Source organism: Candidatus Culexmicrobium sp. (assembly GCF_058356305.1).
Window position 1 is genome coordinate 41,874 of sequence record NZ_JBTVBB010000023.1, and the last position, 11,915, is coordinate 53,788.

Consider the following 11,915-nt stretch of genomic DNA (forward strand, 5'->3'; position numbering starts at 1 on the left):
AGGGTTAAACTACAAGATTGGAGTGACTGAAATTGTCTGGAATCATTAAATATGGATTCATCAACGCAAAGCTTAGGGGATTAAAGAGAGAGTTGTTGACACTTGAAAAATACAATATAATGCTAAATGCAACATACGATGAATTCTGTAGTCATTTATTGACAACTCCATACGGTGAATTATTAAAGGAGAAGAAGGGAACTCCGACTCCAATAGAAGTTGAAAAATCAGCAATTTACGGTCTATTTAAGGCCTTTCAAAAGCTATTGCGATGGCTCCCCGAAGATGCTTGTAGGTTTGTTGCCTTTAGCCTAATAAGATATGAAAGCGAAAATGTGAAAGCAGCCATGAGATGTAAACATTTAAACTTAACCTCAGATAGGCTGAGACAACATCTAGTGCCAGTTCCATTGGGTTTGAAGATAGAAGATTACATCAGCGTATATGAAGAAACAAGAAATCTAAGGGAATTATTGAGACTATTTATCATTAGGGGCATACACTTAAGACTAGAGGAACTAATAAAAAGAGAGACGGATGAAATGGTTATTTTAGAAGCAGCTCTGGATAAAATAGTATATAAAGACCTCTTACATCAAGCCAAAAAGCTTGGAAGAAGCGACATGAAGGCAGTCAGAAAAATCTTGGGAATAGAAATTGATTTGTGTAATGTTAAAAACGTCTTAAGAGGGAAAAATTTGAAGTTAAGTTGGAATGAAATGGTTGAAAACATCATTCCAAGCACGTATAAAGTGTCAACAAAAACATTGCAAAACGGATTTCTAGAAGAAAATATTGAAAGATCACTTAAAAAAATGTTGAGCAAACATTATTCAGAGTTATTTGATAAAACATTAGACATTTTAATGAAAGGAGGGGGAATACCAGACTTAGAGAAGGAATTTAACAGATATCTATTTCAAAGCTACAAAAGATTATGGAGAAAGCCATTTCCATACGATTTAAGTTTAGTTTTGACATTCCTTGGCACAAAGTGGTTTGAAGCAAAAAACATAAAGATAATAGCCTACGGTAAGGCATATGGATTGCCACCGGAGGTTATTCGTAAAAACATTATTTATTAAATCACTTAACATACTTGAAGGCTGTATCCTTCCCCTTTTGAACAGCCTTGGTTGATGCAGACTTCAATAATTTAATAGATTTTTCACGCCTCTCAACGCGTCTCTTCTTCTCCTTCTCAACATATGCCCTAAACTTCGAAGATCTAACTAATTCTTCCCGCCATTTCTCCATTCTCTCTTTAATTTGACCCATAAGTTTTATGGAGAAACTCCGGCTCCAAGACTGAAGCTCTTTATATGAAAATGTGCGAGAGCTTGAATGCATAACAGGGGGAGGAGAAAGTGGAGACAATATTAAAGAAAAACATGAAGAAAATTTGTCAACAATTTTGATCACTAAACGCTTAACAGAAGACCTTAAACGATAGAGACGTGATGGTTTATACTTCAAGATATACTTATGTCTACTCACCAGCATGAACATTCTTGATAGACTCTCGTCTCTCATTCGTCTCATTTTTAAGAAACTGTTTATTCGATTCATCTTGGCCTTTATAATTCTTCTCCTATCGATTCTCCCAGTTAATTGCAGAGCCTCTTGAAGCGAATTATAAAGGTCGACACGTTCTGACTCTTTCTTCTCTTTATCTATCTTTGACACAGCTCTACTTACCACCTAAATAGTACCAATCATCATTATTGAGATCAATAGTCCATAGATTGCTAAAGCCTCCGCTAAGACCACTGCTAAAAGTGCCTTAGTAACTATTTCAGGCCGCTCAACGCCAGCACCAGCCATAGCTGAACCCGTATATCCAATTGCTATAGCAGCTACAAGTCCACAGACACCCATTATTCCTCCAGCAATAAGAGCCTTAACAGCCGCCTCGTAAGAGGCGATTATAGTTTCAATTTCTGTAATTAGCATTATAGATGTAAGAAGCCCGTAAATTCCAATAGCCTCTGCTAGAACCACTGCTAGAAGCGCCTTAGTAACTATTTCAGGCCGCTCAGTGCCAGCACCAGCCATTGATACTCCAGCAGTGATAATACCATATGCAGCTCCGCTTATCGGTGCACAACTAGCCATCAATACTCCAAGCAAGCCCATAATCACCGAATCCACGCTTCACACCCCCAACAATCACCACTTATAGAAAAGATTGTTATCCTTATAAGAGTTATTAATCGAAAAAACATTTAATCTCCCCTCTCACCTATAAATTTCATAGGCTTGTATTCCATCCCTCCACCGTGAAAGTATTTAAAGCCAAATTCAACCCATGTTAATCTGAGAACATGCGTGAATGAAACTAGACCCTCCAATGCCATTACTAAGAATATTGTTCCAATTGCGAGAATAAAGTAGCCAAGTGCTCCCAATGCAGGAATAGCTGCTGTCAATAATCTGCTAAGTATTCCATGAGAAAGGGAGAGAGCTAATATTCGTCCATAAGAAACTGTATGTGACAATGAACTTATTAACGCTTCAAAGGTGTGTGCAAATCCATCTATAAATCCTTCTGTAATAATCATTCCAAGAAACATTAAAACTATTGGCAATAAAACTGCGATTAAAGTGAGAGGTATAGGGTTTTGTGGTGAAGAAGATATTCCTGAAATCCATTTATCTATGTTAAACTTATACTTATATAACCCCAAGTATATGAAACCGATATAAAACCATAGCCAACAAATTGAACCGAAGAAGGCTTTCTTATATTCTTTGAGAAGAAGCTCATTAATCGTGCTTAAAATTAAACCTAGACTTATATGAAAAGCTCCAACAATCAATGCCAATTTAAACATTTTCATAGGATTCTCTAACGGACTGAACACCTCTCCTATACCAGGAATACTTTCCAAGATAAAACCTAATGGTGGATGTTTGAAAGCTTTTCCAAGTATATCATAAAGATGGAAACCAAACATTTCTCCAAACATTAATCCACCGACAATCGCGGCAATACCACATAATACGTAAAGTTCTGCACCTTTGACAAGTAATTCAATCATTTCTGATGGAGGTAGCCCTTTACGTTTAAAATAAATCATCGCCGCACCAACTAGAGCTAGAATTAATCCATGACCTACATCAGCGAATGTCAATCCAAATATTAGTGGAAAAGTTATAGCTACTATAACTGATGGATTAAGCTCATGATATGATGGAATGTCATAAGTTTTAACCAAGCTTTCAAAGGGTTTAAAGAAACGGGGAGTTCTAAGTATTACAGGTACTTGATCATGCTCCTCTGGATCTGAAACACTAATTATAGCTGTATTTTCAGAGGCTTCCTGGACAATTTTTACCACTCTCTCAGCTTCATTAGACGGAATCCAACCTTCAATAAATGATATAAATCTTGTATGCATAACAAGTTTTTTAGATTCTTCAATCATTAATAACCTCTCTAGAAACTGTTTGGTTCCTAGTAGAAAATCACCATGTTTATCAGCAAGTACTTTTAGAGCATCTTTTAGAAGCTTGGTTTTAGTATGTAATTCAGCTTCCACTAGTTTTAAACTTCTGACCGCTGCTTTCCTTCTAGTTGAAGTTTCCGGTAAATGTTCTAGTGACTGAAGCTTTGATTGAAGTTCTTTATATTTAGCTTCAATTGACCTTACATCTTCAACTTTATCAGTAAAAGCTAAATAATCCTTTTCAATTTCAACTAATTTTTCTTCAATTAATTTAAAAATTTCTTCAACAGACCTTCCTTTGAAGAGATCCACTATAACGGGTTTAGGTGAAACATACAATTTCTCAATAAAATCGGAGACTCTTTTTAAAAGACTTTCTATTTTAGATCTAGTAGTGGGTGCTTCATAAATTTTTTCTGTAACTTCTTCAATAAGTCCTTCTCTCTCCCACTCTTTTACTTCTTCGACTGCATCGATTAGATGAAGTACACCTGTTTTCATCAATGCTTCCATTACAGGCTCAAAATATTTCTTAATAAGGATTATTTGTATTTTCTTCATTTCTACTGGGCGAAACATTTGGTGCACCACCAAATTTCATTATAATCTTGTCTCTAAATGTTGAGTGCTATATTATTTTTATCTTTTGCGCTTATTGAGAGAGTGAAATCCATGAAAAGAGTGAATAACTAGTGGGAGAATTATAGAGATTCTATCAGAAGAAATCTCATTACGAACAATTTTTGCTTCAATTAGAAAGATCATCATACTTTTTGCAAAGATAAAATCCTTATTTAGAGATTTATCAACCATTTCAAAACTCTTTCTTTATCCTTGAATGAAGTTTCTGATAAAGTCCAGTATCTTAAACTGTAAACATAGCTTCTTTAATTGGGATGCTATCCATCTCAACTTTTAACCTACCATACAGACTAATTGTATTGTTGAGGTTATAGTGTTGACTCTTTCAACAATCTTGACATGCTTTTATACATTTTAATTTTGGAATCATTAACTTGACATGTCTAATTCCATTTTAAGTTTTCAAAAATACCTCACACTTCTTGCTAGAAGAGAACTCTTAGATTCCCCTCTGAACTCTCGACAACATAGGTCCTCAATAATCTCGCTGACATCGGCTAAATGTACCATGTCTCTACGCTGAATAGTCTTTAGCCTTATCAAGTTGACATGCGAATTTCTTTTTCTCTACTGTGCAGGACATAAGTGAATAATCAAATTTACATTATATCCTTTTTTACATTATATCCTTTAAATAGGATGACGTTTTTAATTTTCTCGTCTAATGATAGTTTAGAGATCTAGAAGGCTCAAGTAAATGAAGCAGTCTTATAAAAGGTGAGCAGTAAATGAAAAAGATAAGGAAATGTTCATTATGTAAATCAAGAGCATTTATACTATTAAGGTATGCAGGTATTTGGTTATGCAAAAATCATTTCAAAGAATATTTTATTAATAGAATCAGTAGGACAATAAAAAAATACAATATGATTAAACCTAAAGAGAAAATACTAATTGGCGTCTCAGGAGGGAAGGACAGTATTGCAATGCTTGATGCATTGACTAAAATACTTGGAGATACTAATGAGTTAATAGCAGTACATATAGATCTAGGAATAGGGAAATACTCGAAAGAAAGTAGAGAAATCTTCAATCAAATATGTTCAAAGATAGGGATTGAATATAAGATTATTTCTGTTAAAAAAGAACATGGATTCACAATTGAAGAAGCAACAAAAAAGGTTAGAAGGCCTCCATGCTCAATTTGTGGCCTTGTTAAGAGAAGAGTGCTAAACGAATATGCATTAAAAATTAATGCAGATAAGATAGCGACAGGACACACTCTAGACGATGAAGTAACCTTCCTGATATTAAACTATATTGATGGGAACATAGACATGCTTCTCAAGAGAAGACCATATCTACCAAGAAAACATGAGAAAATGATGGCAAGAATAAAGCCGCTATACGAAATTTCAGATTTAGAAACACAAGTTTATTGTTTAATAAATAATCTAAAGTATGTTGAAACATCATGCCCTTATGCACATGATTCACCAACATTAAAAATCAAGAAGATAATTATGCAATTGGAAGAAATTAGACCAGGATCGAAAATATCACTATTAAGAAATTTTACAAAGAAGATACATAAAGCACTAGAAAAACACTATACTGGAATACTAAATCTAGAAATTAATGAATGTATCAAATGTGGATATCCAACATCACAAAAAGTATGTGCTTTCTGTAGATTAAAGGAGAAAATACAGAGTTAAATTATGGCTTAATTATTGCTTGTATATACTCAACTCTTGCAAGAGCAGAATTTGCAGCTGCCTCAGCTAATCTATAGACAGGCTCAGGCCAAATCCCAAATAATACACATAAGAAAGCCATGGTAATGAGGGGTATCAATATTATAATCGGAGCCTCCTTAACATCTTTAATCCTGTCTATAGGTTCCCTCAAGACCAGCAACTGGATAAGTCTTAAGTAATAAACAACAGATAAACCACTATTCAACAACCCAATAACCGTTAGTAAGTATTCTCCTGCTTCAAAGGCCGCCGCGAAAATAACAAATTTACTGACAAATCCATTTAGAAACGGGACTCCACTTAAAGCTAACAAAGATACTATAAAGGTGACTGAAGTTACTGGCATTTTTCTACCCACACCAATCAATTCATCAATGTTTCTAGTTCCAGCCATATGAATTATTGAGCCAGCACAGAGGAAAGCCAGCCCCTTCATTAAGGCATGATTAAAAACATGAAGCATGGCCCCAGTTAAACCAAAATCAGTTCCAAGAGACATAGCTAATAGAATATATCCCATTTGACCGATACTTGAATAGGCAAGCAAACGCTTAACATCCTTCTGCAATAAAGCTAATACATTTCCAACAGTCATAGTTAAAATAGAGATTACAGCCAAAATTACTCTATAGTCGACAAGTGATGGTGTAAAGAACAAATATAAAATTCTCACTAAGGCATATACACCTGTCTTTATAACTACTCCTGAAAGCATTGCACTTATTGGACTTGGTGCAGCTGGATGAGCATCTGGAAGCCAGAAGTGAAATGGTGCAGCTGCAGCTTTAACGCAGAAGCCAGCAATAAGCAAAGCTACAACCAAGTATAATAGACGTGAAGGTTCAGCAAATATCATTGAAGAAGCTATATGTGCGAAGCTCAGAGAACCAGTTAATCCATATAGAATGGAAATTGCAAATAAAACCAGTGCTGAGCCAGATGCACTCATAACTAAATACTTAAAACCAGCCTCTACAGGCTCCCACAAATGCTTCCTAAACCCAACCAAGCAATACGAAGTAACACTCATCATCTCCCAAAAAACTATGAAAGTTAAAAGGTCACCTGCAAAGGATAACCCAACCATCCCTGCAACCATCAATAGGAAGAGAGAGTAATAGTAGTCAAGTCCAGTATCATGACTCATATAGTCTATAGAATGTATTGAAGCAAGAAAACCAACAATTATAAAAATGAGTGAAGTAAAGAAGCCAAGCCAATCAACTGCGAAAAAGCCAACTACAGGTGGTTTCGCATATTGAAATGGAACATAAATTAACACCTTATTTTTATTAATAGGACCTAGGAGGCTAAAATCGGCAAGAAGAGCAAGAAGGAATCCTAAAGTTGCCCAGTAACTCTCAATATTCTTAAGTTTATCGGAACTCATAGTCAATCTACTTATAAGTAGAGTAGTAAAAGCGAAAAAGACAAGAATCAATATGGGTAAAATAACTGTAAACACTTCTACCACCTCAACTTTTTAAGTTCAGACACATCAAGTGTCTTATAATGACGATAAGCATTAATGACAAAAGTCAAGGCAACACCAATAACGCAGGCTTCAATAGACATTATTATAATAACGTATACGTGGGCTAGAGGATCTACTAGACCAAAACCCCTAAAAGATGCTAATGTTATGAAGTTCAAGTTAGCTGCACTCATCAAAATTTCTAGTGCAATTATGAGTCTAATCATATTCCTCTTAACCATTAAACCATATAGGCCAATGGCAAGTAAAACAGCAGAAGTAGCTATAAAGGTATACAACTGAGAAGTCATTTCCTCTTCTCCTCCATTCTAAGTAGTGCAAGAGCACCAAGAGCAGCCGAAAATAGAACGATAACTTGTGCTAAAACATCAACCGACCTAGAATTCCAAAGTAAAATACCAATAGCCTCCCCTAACCTATAAAAATTACCGCGTGGAACTAACCAAAAAGCCCTCATAGCATATGGAAAAATCCCTAAACTTGCAAATCCAGAAGTAACAAGATTTGCCAGGAAATATGCAAGCAGTACAGCAGCAATTGCTCCTAGAATCTCATTCAACTTCATGGAAGTTCAACCTCCTCTCTTCGAGTCAACATTATTGTAATAAGGAAAAGAACTGTTATGGCTCCAGCATAAATAGCAAGCTGAAAAACAGCTACATGAGGAGCATTCAAAAACATAAAAACAATAGCTAAAACAATGCTAAATGCACAAAGAGAAATAATAGCATAAACCACATTTCGAATCTCAATTGCAAGGATAGCAAAGACTACTATAAGAACACCAATAATTAGAGGCATTATTGAAGTGAAGTCCAAATCATCGCCCCCGCTCTACAATAGAGAGTCTATGGCGATTATCAAGTTTCTTTTAATAGTTTAAAAGCTTTTCCAGTTCCAATAATGCTAATAGCTAAATACTTAGAGAAGAATAATATAGTCTCAACTATTTAGTAATGGATTGGAGTGTAGCTTAATTGCTAGAAGAAATGGAAAAATGGCTTATACAAATGGTTATAGAGTATGGGTATATTGGCGCCTTCATAGTATCAGTGCTAGGAAACTTAATACCCTTCATTCCAATACCGTATCTTGTTGCAGTATTCTATATGGCAGCATATCTACCAGTAGACCCAATACTTCTAGGGCTAATAAGCGGAATTGGAGGAGCCGTAGGAAAGGTTATAGTGTATATATTGAGTTTTGGAAGTGGAAAACTAATAGGTGAAGAAAGCGAGTATAGAATAGCAAGACTAAGACAATTACTGGATAAGTATGGTGCCTTAGCAGTCTTCATCTTTACAATTACCCCCTCACCAGATGATGTTATAATAATTCCTTTAGGCCTAATAAGATATAGCTTCTTTAAATTCTTACTTGCATGTCTACTGGGTAAAATAGCTTTAAGCATGTTCATAGCAGTATTTGGAAAAACATTCATAGATATCTTGGGATTATGGCTTGGAGGAAGCTTATATGGAGCAATAGCATCAATCATATTCTTGGTAATAGTAACAGCAGCATTATTAAAGATAGACTGGATGATAGTCACTGATATTGTAGATCAAGAGGGATGGAAAGGAGTGATAAAAAGGTTAAGAAATGGTAGATGGAGAGAATTTCTAGTTAGAAAGAAGAAATAAAGTCTTTTAACTTTAGTTGATCATTATCTTCCTCAAAAAGTATAATCTTCCCATAAACACCATCATATCCGGGAATAACTTTAAAACTTCCACTTCTTAATTTAGCTATAGCATGAGCCAATTTATCTGGCGCAACTCTTGCAATTTCACTTATAGGAGCATCAATAAGAACATTATACTCTGAACCGAATACATCTACTAACTGAAGATATAATTCCCACACTTTACCACTATAAAGCCGCCTAGTGTTTAGAGGATTTAACCCTATCACAGATGCAATAAGTTCTTGGAGAGGTAATAATTTTAAAAATGCAATAGCATTTTCAGGTTTAAAACCCTTCTCTCTATCAGCTAACTCTTCAACTCTATCCTCCACACCTTTAGTTAACTTTCTACCACAAATAGGGCAAATATAATTCAATTCAACTGCCTCAGAAGGTGAAATAGGACCAAAACCACACTTTCTATGTCCAGACCAGTGATATTTACCATAAGCTGGTTCAACTTCAATAGTCATAATAAATCGAGATGAATCCTTATTTTTAATGGCATCCACAATTTCACGATAGCTAAGCTTCTTTAAATCAAAAACACAAGCCTCCCTCCCTAATCTAAAGGGCCAAGGAGAATGTGCATCAGAAGCACTTATAAGGACATATTTATCAAGTGAACTAATTCTCCAATTCATTTCAGGATCACTACTCAAACCAGTCTCAAGAGCATAAATTTTATCAACTTGATCACCATAACAATCCTCCATTCTATCAACACCACTAAAAGAGCCAAAAACACTCCACCAAGGAGTCCAAGCGTGAGCAGGATAAATTAAACAGTCACTATCAATCTCCATTACAAGTTCTACAAGCTCCGAGGGATGCATATTAAAGACTGGTCTACCATCAGAGGAAACATTACCATAAAATGAAAGAACATCAGATATTTGTTCAGCAACTTCCATACTAGGCATTAAGATAACATGATGAACACGCTTTGTTTTACCTTCAAAATCAAAAATAGTTCCAACTTCAGACTGCATAATAAAAAATACATCCTCAACCGGAGTTAGAGGCCGATACAAACCTTCAAAAGACGACTTTTCTAAAGTTAATTTTAACTCTCTAATCCATAAAGGATGGAAAGCATCGCCAGTTCCAACAATATTTAAACCCTTCATTTTAGCATAATAGGCTATTTTCGGAACTACCATATCACCACTAGTTGCAGCACTATAGTGTGAATGTATATGAAAATCAGCATAAATCCTCAATTCATCTTCCCAAAGTAAAGTTAAAATGCAAAATATTTAAGCTTAATACATCACTCAGAGGAAGACAACCATAAAATTGCAATAGAATTGACGTGGGATTAAAATGGGATTACCAAAAGAGATATGGTATGAAACATTAAAAGCACTTGAAAAAACCATTCCAAAATATGATTTAGGAAACAAAATATTAAGCCTCTTCCAAGACTGGCGAATTAGGAAAAAAGCTCTATCAATAATACTTTCAATAAAGAATCGTAATAAAATAATGGACCTAGGAGGAGGACCAGGCACTTTAGAGAAAATATTATCCACACACTTCAAGCAAGTAATCTACATTGACTTCAGCAAAATAATGATATCCTATGCAAAGAAAAAACACAGAAAAAGAAAAAACATAGATTATATTCGAGCAACCTTTGAACATTTACCGTTAAGGGAAAAATCAATTGAAGCTGCAATAGCCACATATGCTCTAAGAGACTCCTTTAATCTCCTCAAGGCACTATATGAAATCTCAAGAACGGTAAAAGATATAATGGTGATTGCCGATATTGGAAAATCAAGCAACAAAATCGTAGCAAAAATCAAGTATATCTATTTCAGTAAGATAATTCCAATTACTACCGCTATAGTCACAGGATGGATTAAAAACAATCCATGGAAATTGCTTCATAGAACATTCACATATCTTCCAACAAACTCATTTTACAAGAAATTAGTAGAAAAAATTTTTGGAAAAGCAGATATACATGAATATATACTTGGTGCAGCGGTCATAATAATTGGAGAAAAACATAACCTCCCCATAAACAATGGAGAAAATGAAAATGAAAATTCTAATAGCAGGTATAGGCAATAAATTGAAAAGTGATGATGGTTTTGGACCAAGAGTCATAGAAGAGTTAACTAAGAAAAATCTTCCAGAGAAAGTTGATATCATAGACTATGGAACAAGCTCAATTAAAGCTCTACTAGACTTAAAAGACTATGACACTGTGATCTTTATAGATGCCATCGACATGAAAAGAAAAGCAGGAGAAATATTCATAATTAAACCAAATATTGAGAAAATGGAAAAAACTATGGAAATTAGCTTACATGAAATAGACCTTCAAAAAGTATTAGCCATGGCGAAAACACTTAACATGCTCCCTCAAAAGGTTATTATTATAGGCTGTCAACCAAAGAACTTATCTGACGGAATTAAAATAAGCGAGGAAGTTGAAAAAGCAATTAAAAAAACCGTTGAAATTGTACTAGAAATAATAGAAAATGAAATTACTTAGGAATGTTTATGAAAGGTGATACTTCTCTTATTATTTCGCTGGCCCCATGGAAAACATGAATACTGCACGCTAGACATGGATCAAAACTTCTAACCACACGTACGACATCTATTCCATCTAACTCACTTACAGCAGGTTCAGTTACTGGCGAATCTATTATTGCCTTCTCATAGGGACCCGGATTACCGTTTAAATCCCTTGGCGAAGCATTCCATGTAGATGGAGTTATAACTTGGTATCGGTGTATTCTTCCATTCTTCATTACACACCAATGACCTAGAGCTCCTCTCATAGCTTCGATCAATCCGACCCCAATACCTTCCCTAGGCCTCTTGTAAGGATTCCAAACGTTGACTGCACCCTTTCTAACCATTTCAAGAGCTTGTAACAATAGATTATAAGCCACATACGCTGAATATGCATGATAATAAGC

Annotated in this window: 14 protein-coding genes; 5 read left to right on the forward strand and 9 right to left on the reverse strand. The window is 35.1% G+C overall.

The features are described 5' to 3' along the window. Positions 1-32: 32 nt before the first annotated feature. The gene (locus ACW8TM_RS07315) at positions 33-1,085 is read left to right on the forward strand and encodes a V-type ATPase subunit (RefSeq protein WP_491532634.1); all 1,053 of its coding nucleotides are present in this window, start codon (positions 33-35) and stop codon (positions 1,083-1,085) included. A gap of 1 nt (position 1,086) precedes the next feature. Here the strand turns inward: ACW8TM_RS07315 and ACW8TM_RS07320 are convergent, their stop codons facing one another. The 3 genes from ACW8TM_RS07320 to ACW8TM_RS07330 all read right to left on the reverse strand — a co-directional run bounded on the left by ACW8TM_RS07320 (position 1,087) and on the right by ACW8TM_RS07330 (position 4,028). Further along, positions 1,087-1,686: a hypothetical protein gene (locus ACW8TM_RS07320; RefSeq protein ID WP_491532635.1), complete on the reverse strand. Its 600-nt coding sequence runs from the start codon at positions 1,684-1,686 to the stop codon at positions 1,087-1,089. A 15-nt stretch (positions 1,687-1,701) separates the two neighbouring features. Further along, positions 1,702-2,151, reverse strand: coding sequence for a hypothetical protein (locus ACW8TM_RS07325; RefSeq protein WP_491532636.1), 450 nt, complete (start codon positions 2,149-2,151; stop codon positions 1,702-1,704). Between the two features lie 74 nt (positions 2,152-2,225). After that, positions 2,226-4,028 carry a V-type ATP synthase subunit I gene (locus ACW8TM_RS07330; RefSeq protein WP_491532637.1) on the reverse strand — a complete coding sequence of 601 codons (1,803 nt, stop codon included), beginning with the start codon at positions 4,026-4,028 and terminating at the stop codon, positions 2,226-2,228. 791 nt (positions 4,029-4,819) lie between these two features. On the opposite strand from ACW8TM_RS07330, the gene ACW8TM_RS07335 reads away from it, so the two are divergent. Then, entirely contained in the window at positions 4,820-5,749 is a 930-nt protein-coding gene (locus ACW8TM_RS07335) for a TIGR00269 family protein (protein ID WP_491532638.1), read from the forward strand. A 1-nt stretch (position 5,750) separates the two neighbouring features. Here ACW8TM_RS07335 and ACW8TM_RS07340 read toward each other — a convergent pair whose 3' ends face one another. The 4 genes from ACW8TM_RS07340 to ACW8TM_RS07355 are packed head-to-tail and all read right to left on the reverse strand — an operon-like array spanning position 5,751 to position 8,105. Continuing rightward, positions 5,751-7,256, reverse strand: coding sequence for a complex I subunit 5 family protein (locus ACW8TM_RS07340; RefSeq protein ID WP_491532639.1), 1,506 nt, complete (start codon positions 7,254-7,256; stop codon positions 5,751-5,753). A 2-nt stretch (positions 7,257-7,258) separates the two neighbouring features. Further along, entirely contained in the window at positions 7,259-7,576 is a 318-nt protein-coding gene (gene nuoK / locus ACW8TM_RS07345; RefSeq protein WP_491532640.1) for an NADH-quinone oxidoreductase subunit NuoK, read from the reverse strand. Beyond that, entirely contained in the window at positions 7,573-7,851 is a 279-nt protein-coding gene (locus tag ACW8TM_RS07350) for a hypothetical protein (protein ID WP_491532641.1), read from the reverse strand. Before ACW8TM_RS07350 ends, nuoK begins: the two co-directional genes overlap by 4 nt. Next, positions 7,848-8,105, reverse strand: coding sequence for an NADH-quinone oxidoreductase subunit J family protein (locus ACW8TM_RS07355; protein ID WP_491532642.1), 258 nt, complete (start codon positions 8,103-8,105; stop codon positions 7,848-7,850). The genes ACW8TM_RS07350 and ACW8TM_RS07355 overlap by 4 nt, the downstream gene beginning before the upstream one ends. 158 nt (positions 8,106-8,263) lie before the next feature. Between ACW8TM_RS07355 and ACW8TM_RS07360 the strand changes: the two genes are divergently transcribed. Continuing rightward, a complete protein-coding gene (locus ACW8TM_RS07360) occupies positions 8,264-8,929 on the forward strand; it encodes a YqaA family protein (protein ID WP_491532643.1) in 666 nt (221 codons plus the stop codon). Here ACW8TM_RS07360 and ACW8TM_RS07365 read toward each other — a convergent pair. Continuing rightward, a complete protein-coding gene (locus tag ACW8TM_RS07365) occupies positions 8,913-10,196 on the reverse strand; it encodes an endonuclease Q family protein (protein ID WP_491532644.1) in 1,284 nt (427 codons plus the stop codon). The two genes, ACW8TM_RS07360 and ACW8TM_RS07365, sit on opposite strands and share 17 nt — an antisense overlap. Before the next feature lie 103 nt (positions 10,197-10,299). Here ACW8TM_RS07365 and ACW8TM_RS07370 point away from each other — a divergent pair, with 103 nt between their 5' ends. Beyond that, complete coding sequence (locus tag ACW8TM_RS07370) at positions 10,300-11,055, forward strand: class I SAM-dependent methyltransferase (RefSeq protein WP_491532645.1); 756 nt, start codon at positions 10,300-10,302, stop codon at positions 11,053-11,055. Beyond that, positions 11,024-11,482 (forward strand): hydrogenase maturation protease, encoded by a 459-nt coding sequence (locus ACW8TM_RS07375; protein WP_491532646.1) that lies wholly within the window; start codon positions 11,024-11,026, stop codon positions 11,480-11,482. The genes ACW8TM_RS07370 and ACW8TM_RS07375 overlap by 32 nt, the downstream gene beginning before the upstream one ends. On the opposite strand, the gene ACW8TM_RS07380 is transcribed toward ACW8TM_RS07375, so the two are convergent. Next, on the reverse strand, positions 11,475-11,915 hold a 441-nt coding region (locus tag ACW8TM_RS07380), incomplete at its 5' end, for a nickel-dependent hydrogenase large subunit (protein ID WP_491532647.1). The two genes, ACW8TM_RS07375 and ACW8TM_RS07380, sit on opposite strands and share 8 nt — an antisense overlap.

What these genes read in the sequence shown, in the direction of transcription:
- ACW8TM_RS07330 (WP_491532637.1), bottom strand. Translation starts at nt 4,028, where the DNA reads ATGTTTCGCCCAGTAGAAATGAAGAAAATACAAATAATCCTTATTAAG.
- ACW8TM_RS07335 (WP_491532638.1), top strand. Translation starts at nt 4,820, where the DNA reads ATGAAAAAGATAAGGAAATGTTCATTATGTAAATCAAGAGCATTTATA.
- nuoK (WP_491532640.1), bottom strand. Translation starts at nt 7,576, where the DNA reads ATGACTTCTCAGTTGTATACCTTTATAGCTACTTCTGCTGTTTTACTT.
- ACW8TM_RS07350 (WP_491532641.1), bottom strand. Translation starts at nt 7,851, where the DNA reads ATGAAGTTGAATGAGATTCTAGGAGCAATTGCTGCTGTACTGCTTGCA.
- ACW8TM_RS07370 (WP_491532645.1), top strand. Translation starts at nt 10,300, where the DNA reads ATGGGATTACCAAAAGAGATATGGTATGAAACATTAAAAGCACTTGAA.
- ACW8TM_RS07375 (WP_491532646.1), top strand. Translation starts at nt 11,024, where the DNA reads ATGAAAATTCTAATAGCAGGTATAGGCAATAAATTGAAAAGTGATGAT.